This is a genomic window from Vibrio sp. Y20_XG_PY13 (genome assembly GCF_024181925.1).
GTDB classification, from domain to species: Bacteria; Pseudomonadota; Gammaproteobacteria; order Enterobacterales; family Vibrionaceae; genus Vibrio; species Vibrio parahaemolyticus.
The window spans coordinates 672,502-694,233 of record NZ_JAMZAL010000002.1; the positions used below are offsets into that span (position 1 = coordinate 672,502).

The 21,732-nt window shown below is 44.9% G+C and carries 16 protein-coding genes and 1 other RNA gene; 6 read left to right on the top strand and 11 right to left on the bottom strand.

The genetic code is table 11. The features are described 5' to 3' along the window. Positions 1-153: 153 nt before the first annotated feature. A complete protein-coding gene (locus NL646_RS08125; protein WP_253664070.1) occupies positions 154-2,145 on the top strand; it encodes a methyl-accepting chemotaxis protein in 1,992 nt (663 codons plus the stop codon). A 153-nt stretch (positions 2,146-2,298) separates the two neighbouring features. Next, positions 2,299-3,459 (top strand): DUF1887 family protein, encoded by a 1,161-nt coding sequence (locus NL646_RS08130; protein WP_005461150.1) that lies wholly within the window; start codon positions 2,299-2,301, stop codon positions 3,457-3,459. 190 nt (positions 3,460-3,649) lie between these two features. Here the strand turns inward: NL646_RS08130 and udp are convergent, their stop codons facing one another. The 4 genes from udp to NL646_RS08150 form a co-directional block, all read right to left on the bottom strand. Next, the gene (gene udp / locus NL646_RS08135; RefSeq protein WP_005461152.1) at positions 3,650-4,408 is read right to left on the bottom strand and encodes a uridine phosphorylase; all 759 of its coding nucleotides are present in this window, start codon (positions 4,406-4,408) and stop codon (positions 3,650-3,652) included. Positions 4,409-4,718: 310 nt separating this feature from the next. Continuing rightward, positions 4,719-7,025, bottom strand: a complete 2,307-nt coding sequence (locus tag NL646_RS08140; RefSeq protein ID WP_253664071.1) for a zinc/cadmium/mercury/lead-transporting ATPase — start codon at positions 7,023-7,025, stop codon at positions 4,719-4,721. Positions 7,026-7,207: 182 nt separating this feature from the next. After that, positions 7,208-7,627, bottom strand: a complete 420-nt coding sequence (locus NL646_RS08145; protein ID WP_005461138.1) for a CBS domain-containing protein — start codon at positions 7,625-7,627, stop codon at positions 7,208-7,210. 343 nt (positions 7,628-7,970) lie between these two features. After that, entirely contained in the window at positions 7,971-9,590 is a 1,620-nt protein-coding gene (locus NL646_RS08150) for an NAD(P)/FAD-dependent oxidoreductase (protein WP_005461132.1), read from the bottom strand. Between the two features lie 205 nt (positions 9,591-9,795). Between NL646_RS08150 and fdxA the strand changes: the two genes are divergently transcribed. Then, positions 9,796-10,119 carry a ferredoxin FdxA gene (fdxA, locus tag NL646_RS08155; protein WP_005495940.1) on the top strand — a complete coding sequence of 108 codons (324 nt, stop codon included), beginning with the start codon at positions 9,796-9,798 and terminating at the stop codon, positions 10,117-10,119. A 91-nt stretch (positions 10,120-10,210) separates the two neighbouring features. Here fdxA and NL646_RS08160 read toward each other — a convergent pair whose 3' ends face one another. From NL646_RS08160 to NL646_RS08175, 4 genes are all read right to left on the bottom strand, one after another. Continuing rightward, complete coding sequence (locus tag NL646_RS08160; RefSeq protein ID WP_005461159.1) at positions 10,211-10,945, bottom strand: RNA methyltransferase; 735 nt, start codon at positions 10,943-10,945, stop codon at positions 10,211-10,213. Positions 10,946-11,077: 132 nt separating this feature from the next. Continuing rightward, positions 11,078-11,174, bottom strand: an RNA gene (ffs, locus tag NL646_RS08165) — signal recognition particle sRNA small type. Between the two features lie 137 nt (positions 11,175-11,311). Then, positions 11,312-13,315, bottom strand: a complete 2,004-nt coding sequence (locus NL646_RS08170) for a GGDEF domain-containing protein (protein WP_229620853.1) — start codon at positions 13,313-13,315, stop codon at positions 11,312-11,314. Positions 13,316-13,475: 160 nt separating this feature from the next. Next, the gene (locus NL646_RS08175; RefSeq protein ID WP_005461144.1) at positions 13,476-14,219 is read right to left on the bottom strand and encodes a hypothetical protein; all 744 of its coding nucleotides are present in this window, start codon (positions 14,217-14,219) and stop codon (positions 13,476-13,478) included. 268 nt (positions 14,220-14,487) lie between these two features. Here NL646_RS08175 and NL646_RS08180 point away from each other — a divergent pair, with 268 nt between their 5' ends. Then, on the top strand, positions 14,488-14,790 hold the full coding sequence (locus NL646_RS08180; RefSeq protein ID WP_005461131.1) for a DNA base-flipping protein: 303 nt from the start codon (positions 14,488-14,490) through the stop codon (positions 14,788-14,790). A 29-nt stretch (positions 14,791-14,819) separates the two neighbouring features. Here NL646_RS08180 and NL646_RS08185 read toward each other — a convergent pair whose 3' ends face one another. Beyond that, positions 14,820-15,254: a YbaY family lipoprotein gene (locus tag NL646_RS08185; RefSeq protein ID WP_005461146.1), complete on the bottom strand. Its 435-nt coding sequence runs from the start codon at positions 15,252-15,254 to the stop codon at positions 14,820-14,822. A gap of 311 nt (positions 15,255-15,565) precedes the next feature. Here NL646_RS08185 and tesB point away from each other — a divergent pair, with 311 nt between their 5' ends. After that, positions 15,566-16,426, top strand: a complete 861-nt coding sequence (gene tesB / locus NL646_RS08190) for an acyl-CoA thioesterase II (protein WP_005461165.1) — start codon at positions 15,566-15,568, stop codon at positions 16,424-16,426. Positions 16,427-16,490: 64 nt separating this feature from the next. On the opposite strand, the gene NL646_RS08195 is transcribed toward tesB, so the two are convergent. Together NL646_RS08195 and NL646_RS08200 are read right to left on the bottom strand one after the other, a co-directional pair. Then, positions 16,491-19,535, bottom strand: a complete 3,045-nt coding sequence (locus NL646_RS08195; protein WP_253664072.1) for a cadherin repeat domain-containing protein — start codon at positions 19,533-19,535, stop codon at positions 16,491-16,493. A 456-nt stretch (positions 19,536-19,991) separates the two neighbouring features. Next, on the bottom strand, positions 19,992-20,456 hold the full coding sequence (locus NL646_RS08200; RefSeq protein WP_005481879.1) for an Lrp/AsnC family transcriptional regulator: 465 nt from the start codon (positions 20,454-20,456) through the stop codon (positions 19,992-19,994). A 139-nt stretch (positions 20,457-20,595) separates the two neighbouring features. Between NL646_RS08200 and NL646_RS08205 the strand changes: the two genes are divergently transcribed. Further along, entirely contained in the window at positions 20,596-21,690 is a 1,095-nt protein-coding gene (locus tag NL646_RS08205; protein WP_025518212.1) for a PLP-dependent cysteine synthase family protein, read from the top strand. Positions 21,691-21,732: the final 42 nt, after the last annotated feature.

Here is a 21,732-nt window from a genome sequence, read left to right on the forward strand (position 1 = left end):
AACATTATCAATCTAATGCTAATAAACGAAGCTTTTTTTGTCGTATGCGTCATAAAACGTGCGTCACGAACTCAATACAATCCAATGAATTTTGTTACTTTTTTAAGACAATTCTTATTTATGTTGTCTATTTTTGGGAGAGGAAGCTCACTTATGCGAGGTTCAGTTATTAAAAGGATGTATGCGGGCTTTGCGCTGATCATCATCCTGTTTGCTGTCACAATTGCTATTATGATGGGGGGAATGCACGATATTCACGGTAAATTTGAAACCGTCTCTAAATCATCGTTGCCCCTTGTATCGTTATCTAACCAAACCAGTGTGGAACTGCTTTCTGCCGACAAGTCTTTTAAAGATTTTCTAACCACTGAGAATAAACAGCGCATGGAAGAAATGCGTCAGGAGTTTGCGAGATCTCAACAACGTTTTGAATCCACTTTGGCGCAGCTCGAATCAGCAAGCCAGATCTACCCTTCTCTTGCCGAACCTTTTTCTCAACTGAAGACGCTAGAGCAAAGCTACTTTACCGAAGCGCTCGAAGCAATGGACAACTATGAAGCAATGTTTTCAGCACAAGAAGAAGTGCAGAAGTCATCGCGCCGCTTTCAAAAACTCAACACTGAACTTTCTGTTGGCTTGAAAGAATACGTTGCAGACCAATCGAGTATTTCAGTGAAGGTTATGGCGAAAAGCTACTTCATCAAACTCAAAGATGCCGAAGTGATCACTTCCGATGCGCTGGCCAGCTCCAATCCTGAGTTTGTTACGCAAGCGGTAACGAAAAACCGTAAAGCAGTAACGCACTTGAACTACGCATTCCGTGGGTTGGTCACTCAGCTTCCTGAGTTAGAAAAAGCTTTTGGCGAATCCGTAGAACAATTTACCCGTGACGTAGGTATGCGTGGTGGTGTGCTAGACCAACACAACAACTACCTCAACGCTCGCGCAGCTCTGTACGACAACATTGCGAACTTAGCTAACAAAGTCGATTCTACGATGGCTATCCTTGAGCAATTCACAACGACAGCAACAGACAAACTAAACGAATCTCTTGATGATGCCGGTGACATTTACTCTGCTGGCGTGACGAAAGCGATTGTGATTGGTGTAGTTGTGGTTTTGTTTGCGGCGGCTATCGGCTATCACATCGCGCAAAGTGTGCGTGAGCCATTAACACGTATTCTCAGTGCGCTAGAGAGCCTAACTAAAGGCGATATGACGCAACGTATTGATATTCGCTTTAACAACGAGTTCAGCCGCGTTAGTGGCCATATCAACACGTTAGCGGACAGCTTGCACGACATTCTAGTGAAGCTAAATGAAGCATCAGAAAACTTAGCCTCGACCGCGACAACGAACGAACGAACGTCTTCTCAAGCGCAATCTAAGCTGAATGCACAACGTGAGCAGACCGCCAACGTGGCAACGGCTATGACCGAGATGTCTCACTCGGTTCAAGAAGTTGCGCAAAGCGCTCAAGGCTCTTTGGAAATGGTTCAACGTGTTGAGTCTGCATCCGAAGAAGGCCGAAATGTCATGAGTAGTAACATTTCGACTATCAATCAGCTAGAAACGCGCCTTCACGAGTCTGTGTCTGCCGTTTCTGAACTGCAAAAGATGAGTGGTCAAATTGGCTCAATTTTGGATGTCATCCGCAACATTGCTGAGCAAACCAACTTGTTGGCTCTCAATGCCGCGATTGAAGCAGCACGTGCAGGAGAGCAAGGACGCGGATTTGCCGTGGTAGCCGATGAGGTGCGTGTGCTGGCATCAAAAACCACACAATCCACCACAGAAATCGAATCGATGATCAGCAATCTGCAATCGAGCTCTCAGTCAGCCAACCAAGTGATTCAAAGCTGCATGAGTGATATGGAAATGTCGGTTGAGCAAGCCTCGAAAGCGAACAGTTCAATGGAAGAGATCCAAGCACTCATTATCGAAATCAGCCAAATGAGTACGCACATTTCTCAAGCGGCAGCAGAGCAAAGCGAAACCTCAGCAGATATTGCGCGCAACATTGAAGACATCAACAATATTGCGGATGAAAGTTACCACGCGATGTCGAGTATCACTCATACGAGTGAATCTCTCACTCAGCTTGCTCATCAGCAAAATGAATTAGTCCATCGCTTTAAATTGTAAATTTTTATGCAATAGTTGATGCAACCAGCTGTATAAGGGCGACTTTTTATGAAGTCGCCCTTGTTTTTTCTCGGCCTTGTCTACATATGGGTAATATGGCCTGCTCATCCCTTGCACTTCTCTTTTCGAGCGGCCACACAAAAAGGAAAATCTATGGCTGTTCATGTTGGTATTATCGACCAAGACCCAGTGAGATTGGTCACTCCTCTATTGGATAATCGCACTTTAAGCACACATATCGTATTCATTGGTGACAAAACACAGGTAGATATGTTTGACCGACTGAGTAGCGTGTTAGAGCAGCGAGAGATTACTTCTGAGTTTTTTGAAATTCCGTCTGCTGTCAATACAACCCTGATTAAACAATCGATTCAAAAGCTCGCGAAAGATCTTCACGACCGTGGAGAAGACGTCAAACTGAACGCAAGCTGTGGCCTTCGTCATCGATTGTTGTCGGTTTACGAGGTTTTCCGTACTTATCGCTGGCCTATCTTCGTGGTTGAACCAAACAGTGACAAACTTTGCTGGCTTTACCCAGATGGCAAAGAAGATACGCAAGTTGAAGACCACATTACTATCTCCGACTACCTAACCATTTTCGGTGCGCGCGGCGAGTTCCACCACGTAGACCTTCCTCCTCTTCTTGATCAAAAACTGTATGAGCTTGGCGAACGCTGGGCGTCAAATGCGCTTGAATTGGGCCCAGGCTTGGCGACACTCAACTACCTTGCGACAACCTGCCGTAAGGAGCAGAAGCTGGATGTGGAGCTGTCTGAGAAGCAACAAGGCTACCGTGAACTCAACATGCTGCTGTCGGATCTTGTCGAAGCACAGATCGCGACTTACGAAAATGGCATTTTGACCTTCGCGAACGAAGACGCACGTCGATTCTCTAACGGCGAATGGTTGGAGACTCTGGTTCACAGCACTGTGAAGCAAATCCAAGACACCATGCCCACGATTCAAGACCGCTCTTTGAATGTTCAGGTATATCGTAAGCTGGGTGAAAGTGAAGTACGTAACGAGCTAGACGTAGCAACGGTTGTAAATAACAAGCTGCACATCATTGAGTGTAAAACGAAAGGCATGCGCGATGATGGTGACGATACACTGTACAAACTGGAATCTTTGCGTGACCTGCTAGGCGGTCTACAAGCACGCGCTATGCTGGTGAGCTTCCGCCCTCTTCGTCACAATGACATTACTCGTGCAGAGGATCTTGGCCTTGCGCTTATCGGCCCTGAAGAGCTGAAAGATCTCAAAACGCATCTTGCGAAATGGTTTGAAGCCGCTGGCGGTTCTGACGAAATTTAGTCGCCCTCTAAAACCACGAAAGCAGCTCACTGGAGCTGCTTTTTAATGCCTGTTTTTAGTGCCTATCCTAGCTTCAATCACTTTGCGTTTCAGAATCTAGAAAATCGCACCTTGAACAAGGCGCATAGAAAAACCCAGAGGCAAGCCTCTGGGTTTTTCTGTTTGTTTAAATGCCAACTAAAGTGAGCGCTTAAAGCATTTTACGTGCTGCTTCTACTACAACTTTAATTGAGCGAGCTTCCGTTTCTTTCAGTGTTGAATGATCTGGAATCTCTTTTTGTGTACGGTTGATGATTACACCCGCCACACAACCTGCTTTCAGGCCAGAGCTTGCACACATGGTAAGTAGCGTTGCTGATTCCATTTCGAAGTTCAGCACGCCCATGTCTTGCCACTCTTTCATAGAGCCTTGGAAACGCTTCACAACACGACCTGTGAATGTGTCGTAACGCTCTTGACCTGGGTAGAAAGTGTCACTTGAAGCAGTCACACCCATATGAACTGTTGCACCAGATTCTTCAACTGCTGCTTTCATCGCTGTCGCAACATCAAAGTCTGCAACTGCTGGGAATTCCATTGGAGCGAAGTGTAGGCTTGCACCATCTAGACGAACAGAGCCTGTTGTCACGATCATATCGCCTACGTTTACGTGTGGTTGAATTGCACCAGTTGTGCCTACACGTAGGAATGTGCGAACACCAAGCTGTGCTAGCTCTTCTACAGCGATAGAGGTAGATGGACCACCGATACCTGTTGAACAAACCACAACTGGCTTACCGTCTAGTTCTGCGCGGTAAAGCGTGTATTCGCGGTGACTTGCTAGGAATACAGGGTTTTCCATTTGTTCTGCGATTTTTTGAACACGCGCTGGATCACCTGGAATGATGGCTAGAGTTGCACCATTAAGATCAGCTTCAGTAACACCTAAATGGAATACAGCTTGAGACATATGTCGCTCCTTATTGTGGCTTATTTTGTAAACAATAAGCTCATTAGTAAGTTGTTGGGTACAGGAGCACTGTAGCGAACCTTGCACCAACATAGAGTGATCACAATCACATTGATAAAATGTAATAAATCTACAATTTCAAATTAAAACGGTTTTGATCACATTATTCGGGCAAATTTATCATTTCGTTGCATAACAGCAAGTCCAATGGCTCAGATTGTATTTACAAAACTTATAGTGCCCACAGAAACATAAAAACCCGAGACGAGAAACGCCTCGGGTTAAATATAGAGCAACTTTGAGAATAGCGTTATTGCACTTGTTTAGATTCAAAACGCAGAAGTCTTAGAGCATTGAGTGTCACTAACGCAGTCGCCCCACTGTCTGCCAATACCGCAACCCAAAGCCCAGTGATACCCAATAAACTGGTGACTAAGAACACACCTTTTAAGCCAAGCGCCAACGCCACGTTTTGACGAATGTTGTTCAGCGTCGCACGTGATAATTCAATCATTGCTGGCAATTCAACCAAGCGGTTGTGCGTTAGTGCCGCATCAGCAGTTTCTAATGCGACGTCAGTACCTCCGCCCATCGCGATACCAATGCTAGACGCTTTCATCGCAGGTGCGTCGTTAATACCATCACCAACCATTGCAACCGTGTGCTCAGTAGAAAGTTGTTCCACATAACGCACTTTATCGGCAGGCAACAAGCTTGCTTTGTAATCCAAACCAATTTGATGGGCTATCGCTTCCGCACTGCGTGGGTTGTCCCCAGTCAACATCACAGAACTCACGCCCAACATTTTCAACGTGGCGATTGCCTGTTGTGCATCTTGACGAAGAGTATCTTGCCACGCGATCACGCCAATAACTTCGTAATCGTGACGAACGATCACCACGGTTTTGCCTTGTTCTTCCAGTTCAATAACACGTTGTTCAACTTTCGAAGAAACAGGGAAGTCCGCTTTTGATGGCGCAATAACTTGCACTAATTTACCGTTCACCAAACCTGTTACGCCAGAGCCGACTTGAGCAGTTTTATCACTTGCCTCAGGAATCGAAACGCCTTGTTCTTCGGCCCGCTTCACTAATGAAACCGCTAAAGGATGACTTGACCCCATCTCGATAGAAGCCGTTAAACTCAGTAGCGTTTCTTCTGTTACATCATAACTCACCACGTCTGTTACTTGCGGCTTACCTTGTGTCAACGTGCCTGTTTTATCAAACGCGACCGACTCCACTTTGCCAAGCAACTCAAGCGCTGCCCCACCTTTGATCAATGCACCACGGCGTGCCGCTGCAGCCAGACCCGACGTAATCGCAGCAGGCGTTGAAATAACCAAGGCACAAGGACAAGCGATTAAGAGCAATGCTAAACCACGGTACACCCATGTTTCCCAAGGTTGAGCGAACAGTAATGGTGGCGTAACGATGACGGCAAGAGACACCAACATCATAAGTGGTGTGTACCAGCGACTGAATTTATCGAGGAATCGTTCTAACGGCGCTTTGCGCGATTCAGCTTCTTCAATCAAATGAAGGATGCGGTCAATGGCATTTTCACCTTGGCGGGAGGTCACTTGCACCTGCACTACTTTATCGACTACCACAGCCCCCGCCATGATTTTCCCGCCCTCTTCATGCTCAACAGGAACCGATTCACCGGTCAATGCACTTTCATCAAAGCTGGCTAACGTCGTCATCAATACACCATCAGCTGGCAAACGACCGCCAGGTGCCACTTCAATGACGTCCCCAGGTTGAAGTTGAGACGCTGGTACTTCTTTGCGTACACCATCAATGATCAGCGTGGTGTTTTCTGGTACCAAATCCATTAAGGCCTGAACGCCACTTCGAGCTCGTGATGATGCGTATGCTTCTAGCTTTTCACCAATAAGGAAGAGCAATAACACCATCGCGGCTTCTGCGGTTTCACCTAAGTACAACGCACCTAATGCAGCCACACTCATCAGTGTTTCAATGGCAAATGGTGTGCCACCACGAGCCAGTTTGACTGCCTTACGGGCAATAGGATACAAACCCAGCAAACAGGTTAAAGTAAAAATCCAGCTACTAAGCTGAGGGTTGATGCTTGCGACTAGGCCCGCAAATGCCATAGCACCTGCGATCGATAAAATCTGTAGATTGTCTTGAACAAAACCGAACCAGCCTTTGTTCTCTTTCTTTTGCTTTGGTTTATCCAGCGCAGAAAGCGGGAAACCAGTTTGGCGCGCTGTTTGTTCAATGATCGAACTTAGAGAATGGTCATCAAAATCGACAACTAACTTTTCTGTAGCAAAAAGGACTTTAGCATTCGTAACGCCTTGCAATGACATGATGGCTTTTTCAAGCTTTTGCGCGCAAGACGGGCAGTCCATATCGGACACGATCCAACTGCTACGAATCGAGAATTCTCGCTGTTCCGCGGGGCCTTCTTCATCGGCGGTGTCCGAACTGCAACTGCCTCCACTACAGCAAGAGCTTTCAACAGTATCAACACCCGCTTGAGCAATATTTAGCGTCGGTTTAGTTGGCGCGCAGCAAGAGTCATGGGCGCTGAGTGGCACCGCAGTTTTGATTTTGCCTGACTGGCAACCTTGATGTTTTGTACACATAGTTTATTTTCCTTATTGGCTGAGACTGTTCATCTACCACTAAGGATAAACCTTGGAGCTAGCTCCAAGGTCAAGACGAATTTTGTTAAAAGAGAAAAATAACCACTTCGCTCAACCTCAGCCTCTTCCGAGAAAAGAAAGACGCCGCGGCGCCTTTCGAAGTAGTCATGTCGATATCGTCATCAAACTGGATGTTTAAAGCATTCGTTTAACGTCATCCCAATAGCGCGCAGAACATCACGGCGAGTGATGATGCCAACAAGCTTTCCTCGGTCGTCAACTACTGGGTACATTTTTGGCTTACCGACTTTCATCATATCCGCCAATTCAATGACCGACATTTCTGGCGAGACGGACAACACATCTTCATGCATACACTCTTGCACAGTATGTGTATCTTGGCAGTGGTAGCTGGCTTTCACCAACTTATCTAACAAATCTTGTTCAGATAAGAACCCCACTACTTTTTCGTTTTCATCAATGACTGGACCACCAAGCGTCACGCTCTGCATCACTTTGTTCAAAGCGGCTGTAAGTGACATGTCTTTAGTGAAAGTCACCGCTTGCAACGTCATGTAATCTTTTACTTTTAATGAATGCATTCTTATCTCCTTAGCGGCATTTTATTGCGGCCTTAAGATAAGTGTCGTCTACTTTCTTGATTTTACTAAATGGAAATTAGCAATTTTGTTCATAGGCGTAGTCTATTGATCTCTATCAAAATTCATTTCTCTACTGCTCTCAAGCTAAATCTTGTTGCATATTTATCCCAATAAGAAAAAGTTATCTGCAGAAGCAAACACCAACAAAAGCCTGAGACATGACGAGGAAACGTCTCAAATATCGCGCAGAAAATGCTCACTAATCCTAATTAGCTATGCAGCACATACAAAAAAGCCAGTCAGCAAAACTGACTGGCTTTCATCAAATCAAAAAGTGATTTAATTATGCATTTTCCATTGCTGCAACGATGTCACGCGCAACCGCCTCTGCGACTTTAATACCATCGATACCAGCAGAAAGAATACCACCAGCGTAACCTGCACCTTCACCCGCAGGGTAGAAGCCTTTTAAGTTTACACTTTGGAAATCTTTACCGCGCTTAATGCAAACTGGTGAAGAGGTACGAGTCTCAACGCCAGTCAGTAGGCCATCTTCAGATGCAAAACCTTTGATCTTACGATCGAAAGCTGGAATGGCTTCACGAATCGCTTCTACCGCAAATGGAGGCAGCGCTTTCGATAAGTCTGTGAGCTTAATGCCCGGCGTGAATGATGGCTCAACATCACCAAGTTGACTTGGATCGCGACCTTTCAGGAAGTCACCGATTTTCTGTGCTGGCGCATCGTAGTTTTCGCCGCCTAGTTTGTAAGCGTTAGATTCAAGTTCACGTTGGAAACGGATACCTGCTAGAGGATCACCCGGGTAATCCACCTCAGGAGAGATACCCACAACAATCGCACTGTTTGCGTTACGCTCTGCACGAGAGTATTGGCTCATGCCGTTCGTCACTACGCGACCTTCTTCAGATGTCGCCGCAACAACAGTGCCGCCTGGACACATACAGAAACTGTACACGGTACGACCATTTTTACAATGGTGAACCAGTTTATAATCCGCAGCACCAAGAATTGGGTGACCCGCATTTGGACCAAAACGCGCTTCGTCGATCATCGATTGCTTGTGCTCGATACGGAAGCCAACCGAGAATGGTTTCGCCTCCATGTACACACCGCGCTCGTGCAACATTTCAAATGTATCACGCGCACTGTGACCAACAGCCAATACCACGTGACGAGATTTGATCTCTTCACCGTTTGACAATGTCACGCCAGTGATTTGACCGTCTTCCATATGAAGATCATCAACACGAGTACTAAAGCGAATTTCACCACCTAGCTCGATGATAGTCGCACGCATTTTCTCGATCATCGTTACCAGCTTGAAAGTACCGATGTGCGGTTTACTTACGTATAGAATTTCTTCTGGTGCGCCAGCCTCTACAAATTCAGTGATCACTTTGCGACCGTAGAAGTTTGGATCTTTCACTTGGCTGTACAGCTTACCGTCAGAGAACGTACCCGCACCGCCCTCACCAAACTGTACGTTTGATTCTGGGTTTAGCGTGCGTTTACGCCAGAAACCGAAAGTATCTTTAGTACGTTCACGAACTTCTTTCCCACGTTCAACAATGATTGGGTTGAAACCCATTTGAGCCAACACCAAACCAGCAAATAGACCACATGGACCAAAACCGATGACGATTGGGCGCTCTGTTAGGTTCTCAGGTGCTTTCGCAACAAACTTGTATTCCATGTCTGGCGTTTGGCGAACGTGAGGATCGTTTGCGAACTTCGCTAGCAACGCGGTTTCATCGCCTTCAACGATGATGTCTAGCGTGTAAATAAGATGAATATTGGTTTTCTTACGAGCATCGTAGCCGCGTCTAAAGACGTTAAAAGAGATAACTTTCTCAGCAGGAATGCCAAGTTTTTTAGTGATCGCGTCTAATAGCGCGCCTTCCTCATGATCAAGAGGAAGCTTAATTTCATTAATACGAATCATATCGATGTCTCGTTATAGTAGGTGTCTTAGCCAAAAAACCTAACGGCCCCCAGCTCACAATGGCGCGCATTTTACGAGAAATTGAATTGTCTGTCATACTAAATCAAGGTTGGACGACGGATTTAACTTGGTGAATGTTGAATTTTGCCTTGGGATGAGTATTATCCCCCTTCTTTGATTTTGACTAACTTAAGAGCTGATTATCATGGCGTTTGTCGTAACCGATAACTGTATCCAATGTAAATACACCGACTGTGTCGCGGTGTGCCCGGCTGACGCCTTCCACGAAGGTCCAAACTTCATGGTAATCAACCCAATAGAATGTATCGACTGTGGCTTGTGTGTTGACGAGTGTGCCGCAGCGGCAATCTTCCAAGAAGACGAGCTGCCTGAAGATCAAATCATCTACAAAGAGCTCAACGCCGAACTCGCAGAAATCTGGCCGGTACAAACTGAAGTGAAACCAGCGATGGATGAAGCGGAAAAATGGAATGGCGTGCCAAACAAGTTGGATATGTTAGAAAAATAACCGCATTCAAAACGAAAAAAGCGTAATGAACCTCAGCTTGACATCGCCTGGGCCGTTACGCTTTTTTTGTATCTAAAATTTGTTGATACGATTAGCTGTGCTGACGACGCATGTTGTCTAAAATGATGCCCGTCGCCATTGCCACGTTTAAAGATTCTGCGCCACCGAAAGCAGGAATCGTGATCTTATCTGTCACGAACTTGGACGCTTCTTCTCGCACACCATGTGACTCGCTGCCCATCAACAAAATACCTTCTGCTGAAAACTCAGTTTTATGCACGCTCTCACCTTCAAGGAAAGCACCATACACTGGCAAGTTTGCTTCAGCTAAGTAGCTTGGCAAATCAACCAAACTCACTTGCACACGCCCAAAACTGCCCATTGTCGCGCTGATGGTTTTTGGGTTATACGGGTCTGCACAGTCAGTGCTCGCAATAATGTGCTTAATGCCATACCAGTCAGCTACACGGATAATCGTACCTAGGTTACCTGGGTCTGAAACACCATCCAGAGCAATCATCAAGCCCTTTGCCTGTGGTTCTTTTACGTTTGGAATCTCTACCACAGCAATGGCTGCGTTGTTGCTCACAAGCGTACTTGCTTTGGTTAGATCATCAAGCGACGCTTCAACGCACTCAAAACCACTTAGCTCTTGGCGGTGACTTTCCAAAAAGTCTGCCGTAGCAAAAATTTGCTTCACAACCAATGAGCTGCTCGCCAACTCTAATACGTTCTTTTCACCTTGAACAAGAAACAAACCATGCGCTTTACGCTGTTTCTTTTGGCCCAAAGCACGAAGCAGTTTTAGTTGGTTTTTTGAAATCATGACAATATCTCAGGAGGAAAGTGAATACTTGGCGAATTAAAACAAGCGTGATTATAAAGTAAAGTGCTCAAGGCAAAAAGAGATGTTAAAAACGAAAAAGCCCCGCTATATAAGCGGGGCTTTTAAAGGGTGGGACCCCAGCCACATCCCGGCACACAAGTCACACGCTGCGGCTGCTTCCTTCCGGACCTGACCGAGTTCACGAGCTATTGTTGCGAGAGGACCAGAGCCCCATAATTCTTTTTTGAGGGCTTGCCTCAAATGATGTTGGGGATTATTCAGTATCGGCCTTCATAATGCAAGGGCAAAAACCGCTAAATCCACTATTCTTAATTCGTTTGGACAAAACTCGATCAATTCATCCATTTAAGACTGAACAAGATAGTCGCTAGAACCAGAATAATGACGAGAAGAATGTTTGCTGACGTACATGTCTTCATCCGCCAAATGCAGCGCTTGTTCCAAACTCATGTGCTGCTTTCGTTTCTCAGAAACACCAACTGAAATCGTGACGGTTTTCAGCTCCGCGCACAATTTATCGGTAACATCCAATCGACTCAGTTCTTGAACGGCTCGCGAAAGCTCTATTTGTGTTGGGTATCCGAGCAAAATAAATTCGTCACCACCAATACGATAGCTTCGCCCAGACCACACTCGATGTATCTTCAGCGAAAGCAATTGCAGCACTTCATCACCCGCTAAATGACCGTAGGTATCGTTGATTTGTTTGAAGTGATTAATATCTAAATAAAGAATCGCCAAATCCTTATTCACCCCTTGGCGATACTTAACTTGCAAAGAGCGACGATTCCTCAACCCAGTTAAATTATCGGTGTTGGATTGACGATACAGATAGAGAGAAACACAAATTGCCAATACAAGTACGAATAGAAATACCGCTTGGGTTTGTGTTGCCAATCGCACCTCATACTCTAACGCCGTGCGCCAATCTGGACGCAAATCGTATTGAGCCACAATTTTGTCAACGCCCAACATCGCGATCGCGCGGCTAAAATATGGCGCTAACATTGCACCGCGTTCATTCGCGACGAGGCCGATAGACAACTGCGAACTGTAAAACTCCCCTATCGCGGTATCTTGTTCGATGGGCACAAGCTCGCTCAAACGAAGGAAATGGTTGAGCATTGCCGTATCCATCGGGATGTAATCCACCTCCCCTTTAAGCAATGCTTCAATAAGATCGTGCTGCGTGTTAAAACGCTCAAGCTCTTTCAACGGTAAAAGCTGAGTCATCATTTGATCGAAGAAATCGTCTTTGACTACACCGATTCTTTCAGAGATCAATTGTGACACATGGGAATAGGTGTTTGGCTTGTAGCCCAATCGCTTGACCATCACTGAAGCTGGTGAATAGTGCGGTCTTGGGAAATAGCTGAATTCATGCCGTTCTCTGCTCACCGTCAATGGTGCCAAAATATCAAATTCACCTTTCATGAACTGGCGATACATCGACTCCCAACTTTCGTTAGGCTCACTGATGATCACACAGTTTAAATCCAAAATTTCACAGCTTTGTAGAACGATATCGGCTGTCATCCCTTGTACGGTGCCATCAGGGTTGTACACCACGTAAGGAAAGATGGATTCCATTTTGATTCGAATTGGCTCTTTTAAATCGACAGGCAGTAACTTGATCGCATCTCGCAGGGCTGAGCGTCTCAACTCAAATTGATACAACGCGATTTGCTCACGAAGTTGCTTTTGTACCGCTTCACCATGAATAAACGAGGCAAAGGTATCCAACTCTTCTAAGTGGTGACCTTTTTTACTAATGATAGAAACAGGTTTGATGGAGATCTGATCGTTGAGCATTTTGGCATCAAACCCTTCCAACAACATTGGTTTGAGTTGGTTAATCGCATCAACCACGCCATCCACTAAACCAGTTTGTAACAAACGTACGGCTTCGTTATGGCCTTTATAAGGAACTTGTTTTAACTCTGGATGATACTGTTTGATCAGTTCTGAGTAGATGGTGTTTTGAGGCACACCAACACGTGAAATATCATCTAATGTCGAGTCGCTCAGCCCATATAAGTATGTGTATTCAATGTTTGTTGGTCGGGAATAGCTGAAACGCTCAGCGCGAGTATTGGTATAGGTAATGTTGGCAGCAAAGTCCGCGTCTTCATTCGCGACTGCATCTAAAATGGCATCAAAACTCGCGTAGTTGATGTACTCAACACTCACACCAAATTCAGTGGATACCGCATCAAATAAAACGCGAGTGACAACATCATCCGCTTCCGTCGCGATTTTATAGTGAGGCTTTAATGAAGGTTCGGCCTTTACATGAAGGCTTGGCAACAGACAAGCGAAAAGCAGCAGCGTTCGAGCAAGTGTGATCATGACAAACTTATCTAAAATTAACCACTTACAGTGTGGTTATTATTATGGAAAGTAGAATAATTATGAAATGATGAACATATACTAATTCACTTATTGTTTCACAATCAATTCAACAGTCTGCCGCACGGGTCACTTTTTCCTCTGAACGCCTACAACTATTTTATAACTCCGCCTGCTCGTCACTACTACGTAAGATGTAGTCCGTCATCCAAGCAGTACCCAACAAACAGATCCAGACCACAAATACAGGGTTTGGTACATCCGTATTAGGGCTCACCACCAACGCCGCAAAACCGACGGTTGGTAGTGTCCAACAAAGCAACTTACTCCAGCGAATCGAGTCTTTTAATTTGGCGAGTGTTTCCATCGAAGCCAACATCCCAGTAATGCTCAACGCCACCAGCACCGCGTAATGAAGATCGGCAATCCAGAGAGGCAATAGTAAAAGCAAAGGCCACCAGCTGTGTTTTTCTGAGCGTTTCCAATGCGTTGCAGCCCACCACATGACCACAACAGACAACGTTTGAACCACGGTCACCCAAGCTGAACCATCAAGCTTACCGCCTTGTTGCGTGACCATCAGCCCTACTTGTAAGGTAATCACAATCAAACCGGTGGTAAGGAGAACGCCAAGAGAGCTGCGATGTGAGAACACCACCATAAGTAACGGGAATAGAATCAGCACACCAACAGACAACGCAATGGGCTGCATCGAAAGCGTCGCACCAAACACCATCATAGCGCCGAGCAACACTAAGCCAGCAAGGCCACCTTGAGGCAACAGCCATAATGCCGGGATCATGAGTGCGAGTACTGGGATTTCGCCCTCACTCAAACTCATCGCTCGGGCACACACAACGGCAAGAAAAGTTGTGATGAAAAATTGAAGTGTTGAAAAAATCATAGCGCCTCCTGGCTTCCCCACCAACTTGGTAACTCAACGGCAAATAAAACTGGGTATCTAAAGTCGTTGAGTGGGTCTAGATTCAAGCTTAGCTTATCGTTAATTTGTATTTCGTGCGCTTGGTGCACCAATTTGTCTTTAGTTAAAAGGTCTTTAAAAAGGCATCTAACTCATTAGCAACAAATGTTAACCATGCACAAGAACTGTTAGCGAAATACAAGTCGTGTGTATTACCATTCCTTAGCAAGCCACAACGGACAGTTTCAGTATGGACCAATTTTTAGTGCAAATCTTTGCTGTAATTCACCAAATTCCAAAAGGAAAAGTATCGACCTACGGCGAAATTGCCAAAATGGCAGGCTATCCGGGATACGCCAGACACGTAGGAAAAGCTCTTGGGAATTTGCCAGAAGGTAGCAAATTGCCTTGGTTTCGAGTCATCAATAGTCAAGGGAAGATATCGCTGAAAGGCAGAGACTTAGACAGGCAAAAGCAGAAATTAGAAGCAGAAGGGATCGAAGTTTCTGAGATAGGAAAAATCGCCCTCAGAAAATACAAATGGCAGCCTTAGGCTGCCATTTTTGTTCGCTATGTTTGGTATTAACGCGTACCAACTAGACGAATATCCAACTGGTGAGTTTGTGCTTCATCTGTGATCACACCGTTATGCGTATCACTGATGAAACGCAATTTACCATCGACTTCAATACGCGCGCGCACGCTGTAAGTGTGATTCGGTTTAATTTCGTTGCTGTCGTAACTCAGCTCAAACGAAAGAGGAACTTGCTTACCTTCTGTTTCGAACGTTTGTTTTGCTAGAAGCTTAGATGGCGCATCAGCCAAAGACACATCTTCTAGTGTTACCGTAACCACAGCATTTGGTGGTAGAGCAATACGTTCACGGTAAGCCACTGTACCTGTAATTGTCTTCATTGACGCCTCAGCAGATTCCATTTCTGTTGTTTGAGAAGTTTGGCAACCCACTAACGCAGCGCCAAAAAGTAAAGAAGTAACAAGTAGTAGTGTTTTTTTCATATATTCCTCAAGAAGAGTATTAAATCGGGATAAGTATAGGGTTGGAATATAAAACTGTCTTGTTTCCTTTCGTTTATTTGACAATAGTTTGACTAAGTTAGAATTTTTCAAACAATTGATTTCGTTTCATAATTAGGACTAGCCGGACTTTTCCTGCAAAGCAGAAACGTTGTTACCATTCCTTTTGCCTTATTCGTAGGTTTAAGGATGAGACTACTATTAAGTCACTCAACAGTTCTAAACAAAGTCACTTCACAGATCATCAGATCTTGAGGTAACGTGAAGAAAAAACACATCGGTGAGGAGACACAATGAGTAAACCATTACGAGAATTGCTCAGCCTACTACAACTCGAAAAATTAGAAGAAGGCTTGTTTCGTGGACAAAGTGAAAACCTAGGTTTACCTCAAGTCTACGGCGGCCAAGTGATTGGACAAGCCCTCTCAGCGGCGCGTTACACAGTAGAAGAAACACGCACTGTACACTCCTTCCATAGCTATTTTCTCTACCCTGGAGACCCTGAAAAGCCGATCATTTACGATGTGGAAAATTTAAGAGATGGACGTAGCTTTAGCACCAGACGCGTTAAAGCAGTGCAAAATGGACGACCTATTTTTTACCTAACGGCTTCTTATCACGGCGATCAACCGGGGTTCGATCACCAGAAAGCCATGCCAGATATTCCGGGGCCTGAAAACTTCGCCTCAGAGAGTGAACTCGCAAGTCATATCGCGGAGTTTCTGCCAGAGCGCTTGCGTAAAACATTCTGCGGAGAAAAACCGATTGAGACTCGCCCTGTCACGGTGATCAATCCTCTAAAACCCAAAAAAGCGGAGCCAAAACAGTACCTTTGGATTCGTGCTAACGGTGAGATGCCAGATAACCAACTGATTCATCAATACTTGCTGGCTTACGCGTCAGATTGGGGATTTTTGGTCACGGCGATGCATCCACATGAAGTGTCGTTAATGACGCCGAATTTCCAAGTTGCGACGATTGACCATTCAATCTGGTTCCATCGTCCCTTCAAGATGGATGAATGGCTTTTGTACGCAATAGAAAGCCCAACGGCGAGTAATACTCGAGGCTTAGTGCGTGGCGAAATTTATAACCAGCAAGGTCATTTGGTAGCGACTGCCGTACAAGAAGGAGTCATGCGCTACACGAAGTAACCCGTGCGTATAAGACGCAAAAAGGAGTGCTCAGCACTCCTTTTTCGTGGGTATCAAACGATGATTAATTCGGTTGATACTTCATGGTGACCACTGACCATTCATAAAGTGATTTCGGATAGCCATACTTGCTTTTGCCGTACACCACATTTGGCTTGGCATAAAAACCGCCGTCATCACTCGCTAAGAACTCACGTTGACCGCGACGGTAGTACATGACTGGCGCTGCCAACTCATACTCAATATTTTCTAGTTTAGAGTCGTCAATCACTAAAAAGCGAGTCATACGAATCGTACTACCGTTCGCACAATAACCTACAGCATCATAATCAATTGCATCGAATGGTTTTAGATCATTAGAAAACAGATCCGCAGTACAGCCATCAAATCGAGCAACATGCACCCAGACTGCCTTTTGTTTGGTTCGGTCATCGCTACCCACTGGTTTTAACAAGAACAGCGCGACCTTACCTTTGCCAAATTTTTGCAGCTCATCATCCGTCGGTTCACGTACCGAACGCGACCCCATGATGCCAAACTCACTTTCTTCTAAATTGGAAAACTGTGGGGCACTGAGGGTACTGACGATGACGGTTTGTTCGCTATCAAGTTGTGTGTATTTATCTGCAACACCCGATTCTGCCAAATCGACATGAACCGTAACTCTAGTTCTTGGTAACGCTTTGTAATCTCGCGATTCACTCTCAGAAATATCCAACGCAATAGAATGATATTGAGAGTAATTAGTTAGCGTCAACTCAGCTTTCGCATTGTCTAACGTTGCAAGCTCTTCACTCACGGTATCAGCAAATGCGTAAGTGCGAGTGCCTACCGTTTTACCAAAATCCAAACTAATCGTCTTAAATGGCGTAAATTCCACAGTTTGAAGCTTCGTCGTAAGACCTGGATGATCCGCTTTATTAATGGTGCCGTTAACCAATACGGTTTTAGTTGTATAGTTACGTGCAGTTAACGTCACTTCCACTTGGTAATTGCCAGCATGCAGCACTTTCAAACGACCAGAATCTGAAGATAACAACTCAACCACCGGCTCAGCTTGGTTAATCAGACGGTAGCTTGCTTTGGCTTCTCCCCCACTCATCACAGGTGTGATAACCGCACCAGCAGAAAAGTCCAGAGTTGGATAAGTAATAGAAACCGGGTTGCTACCTTGTTTAATCGTTACAGCGAAACTACTTTCACCTGGAGTAAACTTATCGTTGCCTGCGTCCGACACAATAACTCTGGTGCTGCCCGCATTCAGAATGCGCATATCACCCGTTTTGCGATCTAATGAAACCACATCAGTTGCAGAATCCGTCGCAAATCGGTAGCTCACTTCGCCAACCGTACCGAGAATAGATGGTTTTTGGACATAAGGTTGGTTGATGTTCCACGTACCTTCTACTACGCCTGACTGGATAGCAATTCGGCTTGGCGCACTCAGAATGTTGAAGCGAACTTTTTGATCTGGACCGGCCGTGTAATTTGCACTCTCTTTCCTGCGAACCGTTAACGTCGTTTGACCCGCTTTGTAGACACGAATAAGACCGTCACCAATAACATCTGCAACACCTGGAGAAGTATTGTCAACGACTTCCAAATGATCATTGCTGGCCGTTAAACCAAAATCACGCTGCAAGTTAAAATCGTAGTCTTTGCTGTATACCATTTCATAATCTTGCGTCGTCATCGCTTGGCCTTGCGCTTTCGCAACTTTGATCACAACGTTGAATTGAATTGGTTGGTAAAAGTCACCGCCATCATCTTCAAACTTAAGACGATATTCGCCCGCGGTATCCACTTCTAAGTTGCCATCCTTCATTCGAAGACCTTCCGGCAACCCACCAATCAGACTGACTTTGCCTTTCTGACCAGCAAACGCCATTGGAATAGCCAGTTTAGGCTGATAAGTGAGAGACATTTCCACGTCTTTCATTACCGGATGAGGTGCGCGTTCGATTTCAATGTTGAAGCGAGTTTTACTTGCTGGATAATTACGCAAGTCGTATTCGTAGGCTTCAACTTCTGCGCTACCAACGCCTTTGATCAGCAACGCTTCACCATCCGTAGTTTTAGCGACAACGTCTTCACCATTGATGATGCGATATCCATAGTCACCGCGAGCGTGTGCAACTTGAGGGAAAATGCGTCCACCGTCTTCATACGTCTTAGCAATATTCGCAACACTGATGGCTTGACGTTGACCCTGTTTCACATCGACCACAAACTGAGCGACTTGCTGCTTGTTTAAGAAAGCATCGCTGTATGTTGCTGTCGCCTCGACGGTTACCTGACCAACGTTGTGGATCAAAAGCAAACCCGTTTCTGGGTTTAGTAACTCGGCAACCTCGTTGTCTGGTTCGCTGCGCAAAATTTTGTAAGTGATATTTTGCGTTTCAACTTTATCCAAACGTGAAGGCGCTAAGGTTAAACCGTCTCGATACTCATCTTCGATTAAGGCAAATTTAAGTTGCTCAGCACCTATCGCATACAATGTTACGGTTGCACGAACTTGCTTAGGTAGATATAAGTCGTTACCTGAATCGGAAATCAGTACAGAAGCCTGACCCGCAGAACCAAGTGAATAAACAACGCCGTTATCATCAACTTGAATGAGGTTCTGCCCGCTTTCGACTTGGTAAGTCAGTTTACCTTTCTGCCCGCGCACGGTCAGAGCTTTCCCGTCAGGATCGAGTGCAACTAGGCTTAAATCACTGGCAGAAAGATCATTGTTAAAACCTCGTTCAACCGTGACCGAAAACGTCGTTTCAGAAGATTCATACACAGAACTGGTATCTGTTGCACGAATTATCGCAGTGCCTGGACGCAGGATTTGAAATACACCCGAATCATTCACCCTCACCACATTCGGCGGATTTGAATCAATGACTTGGTAAGATACTGAGCCGCGAACGTTGCTCAATAGTGTCTGAGTGATGGTTCCCACACCCTCAAACTGCAACGAGGCATCTTCAACAATCAGCTGTGGACGACTCTGCTTCGTGATAGAAGTTGGAGAGCTTGTATTGCTCGGCTTGGAGTCACCTCCTCCACCGCAACCAGCAAGTAAAGCAGCAAGAAAAATCAAATAATAATTTCTGTTCATTTTTAGTAATAATTTGTTACATCTCAAGGGGCGAGATAATAATACGATGTTTTATTAATCGCCATCCCTATTGTTGATGACTTTATTACTTAAGTATTTACTACTATATTAAGGGTAAAAATAAATTCTGATAAATGGCGAGAAAATTACCCGAAAAAACGCGAAGCAAACGTTTAAATTAATGTAATTGATTAATTTAGAAAGAGTGAATATTCAACAAAATAAAACAGGAAAAATAATGAAGAAAAATTGCGTTAATTTTTGGCGGGTTATGCTGTATGGACATTAACAGATTAGAAAAACATAATTATCTAATGCACAAATAAAAGCAAGAACGAATCTCGTTTATATTTAATAAAAGAGATATGTATTTTAAAACTGGAATAATGTCACTCTTACATTCCATTTTAATGTCTCGTCAGTAACAACGATTATTCCAGTAACTGTAAACTTAGATTAGCTTCGAATTGGCAACTCAGTGGTATATTTAATCGACTCCATTGCAAATGTTGAAGTCACGTTAGATAGCCCTTTTACACTATTCACTAAGCGCTTATAAAATTCGTCAAAGCACTTCATATCTTTCACCAGCACTTTCATCATGTAGTCATACTCGCCGGCCATACGATAAAACTCCATCACCTCAGGGAAATCACTCACTGTTGTGACAAAATGGTGATACCAATCTTCGGAGTGATCGATGGTTTTTAGCTGAACAAAAGCGATAAAAGACAAGTCGAGTTTTTCTGCGCTCAGTAACGCGACGCGCTTTTCAATGTAGCCTTCCTCTTCCAACCTTTTTAAACGCTTCCAACATGGCGTTGTTGTCAGATTGACTCGCTCTGCTAAGTCATTTAATGACAAGGTGCTGTCGGTTTGTAGCAAAGCAAGCAGTTGTTTATCGACCCGATCTAATTTCATTTCTATAAAAACCATAAAATGTAGAAAATTTTTCCACCCTAATACTTATCAAGAGCAACTATAGCAAAGTTTTTCTCTCACCTTATAGGTAAATTATCCCTATCTAATGCTTATCTATCGATTTCCAAGGAGAGACGCCATGTGTACTGACCACGACTGGATCAACAATGCAGTGCGTAAAATTGAAGCGGATTTTCAACGCTCTGCTGATACTCATTTATTTAAACTCGAACTGCCTTCTCTTGATGGTATCGATATCTACCTAAAAGATGAGAGCACGCATCCAACAGGCTCTCTCAAACACCGATTGGCGCGTTCGTTGTTTCTTTATGCGATTTGTAATGGGTGGATTGGTCCTGAAACCACAGTAATTGAAGCATCCTCAGGCAGCACTGCCGTTTCAGAAGCGTATTTTGCTCGCTTACTTGGCTTACCTTTCATTGCCGTTATGCCAAAAACCACCGCGCGTAAAAAGATTGAACAAATTGAGTTTTACGGTGGCAAAGCACACCTCGTTGAACGCTCAGATCAGATTTATGACGAGTCTCGACGTTTGGCTCAAGAGTTAAATGGCCACTACATGGATCAGTTTACTTATGCTGAACGTGCAACTGACTGGCGCGGCAACAACAACATCGCGAACTCGATCTTCAGCCAAATGCAGTTAGAAGATCACCCAATTCCGAGTTGGGTAGTGATGAGTCCAGGAACTGGTGGCACATCAGCAACCATTGGCCGCTTTATTCGTTACCAAAAATACGACACCAAACTGTGTGTGGTAGACCCTGAAAACTCAGTGTTTTACGATGCCTTCCAATCCGGCAACAATGAATTAAAAGGCAATACTGGCAGCAAAATTGAAGGCATCGGCCGACCACGTGTTGAGCCAAGCTTTATCGCCGGAGTGGTTGATGAGATGCGAAAAATTCCTGATGCGGCAAGTGTCGCGACCGCGCATTGGGTTTCTCAGCTGATTGGACGTAAAGTCGGTGCATCTACGGGGACGAACCTCTACGGTGTACTTCAACTGGCCTGCGAAATGAAACAACGCGGTGAAACAGGCTCTATCGTGACACTTCTATGTGACTCTGGTGAGCGTTACTTAGATACGTATTACGACTTAGCATGGGTAAAAGAGAACATCGGTGATATTCAACCTTATCTCGCGCAACTTGAAGTCATTCAAGCGAAAGGCTGTGTTGAGCCAGCATGTTGCGGTCCAATTACCACTTAAGATGCAAATTCGAATATAAAAACAGCCCGCTTATGTGCGGGC

Coding starts and splice junctions, on each gene's coding strand:
- NL646_RS08175 (WP_005461144.1), bottom strand. CDS start 14,219: ATGATTTTTTCAACACTTCAATTTTTCATCACAACTTTTCTTGCCGTT.
- NL646_RS08160 (WP_005461159.1), bottom strand. CDS start 10,945: ATGATTTCAAAAAACCAACTAAAACTGCTTCGTGCTTTGGGCCAAAAG.
- NL646_RS08205 (WP_025518212.1), top strand. CDS start 20,596: ATGTGTACTGACCACGACTGGATCAACAATGCAGTGCGTAAAATTGAA.
- tesB (WP_005461165.1), top strand. CDS start 15,566: ATGAGTAAACCATTACGAGAATTGCTCAGCCTACTACAACTCGAAAAA.
- NL646_RS08125 (WP_253664070.1), top strand. CDS start 154: ATGCGAGGTTCAGTTATTAAAAGGATGTATGCGGGCTTTGCGCTGATC.
- NL646_RS08200 (WP_005481879.1), bottom strand. CDS start 20,456: ATGAAATTAGATCGGGTCGATAAACAACTGCTTGCTTTGCTACAAACC.
- NL646_RS08145 (WP_005461138.1), bottom strand. CDS start 7,627: ATGCATTCATTAAAAGTAAAAGATTACATGACGTTGCAAGCGGTGACT.
- NL646_RS08130 (WP_005461150.1), top strand. CDS start 2,299: ATGGCTGTTCATGTTGGTATTATCGACCAAGACCCAGTGAGATTGGTC.
- NL646_RS08170 (WP_229620853.1), bottom strand. CDS start 13,315: ATGATCACACTTGCTCGAACGCTGCTGCTTTTCGCTTGTCTGTTGCCA.
- NL646_RS08150 (WP_005461132.1), bottom strand. CDS start 9,590: ATGATTCGTATTAATGAAATTAAGCTTCCTCTTGATCATGAGGAAGGC.
- NL646_RS08195 (WP_253664072.1), bottom strand. CDS start 19,535: ATGAACAGAAATTATTATTTGATTTTTCTTGCTGCTTTACTTGCTGGT.
- NL646_RS08140 (WP_253664071.1), bottom strand. CDS start 7,025: ATGTGTACAAAACATCAAGGTTGCCAGTCAGGCAAAATCAAAACTGCG.
- NL646_RS08180 (WP_005461131.1), top strand. CDS start 14,488: ATGGACCAATTTTTAGTGCAAATCTTTGCTGTAATTCACCAAATTCCA.
- udp (WP_005461152.1), bottom strand. CDS start 4,408: ATGTCTCAAGCTGTATTCCATTTAGGTGTTACTGAAGCTGATCTTAAT.
- fdxA (WP_005495940.1), top strand. CDS start 9,796: ATGGCGTTTGTCGTAACCGATAACTGTATCCAATGTAAATACACCGAC.
- NL646_RS08185 (WP_005461146.1), bottom strand. CDS start 15,254: ATGAAAAAAACACTACTACTTGTTACTTCTTTACTTTTTGGCGCTGCG.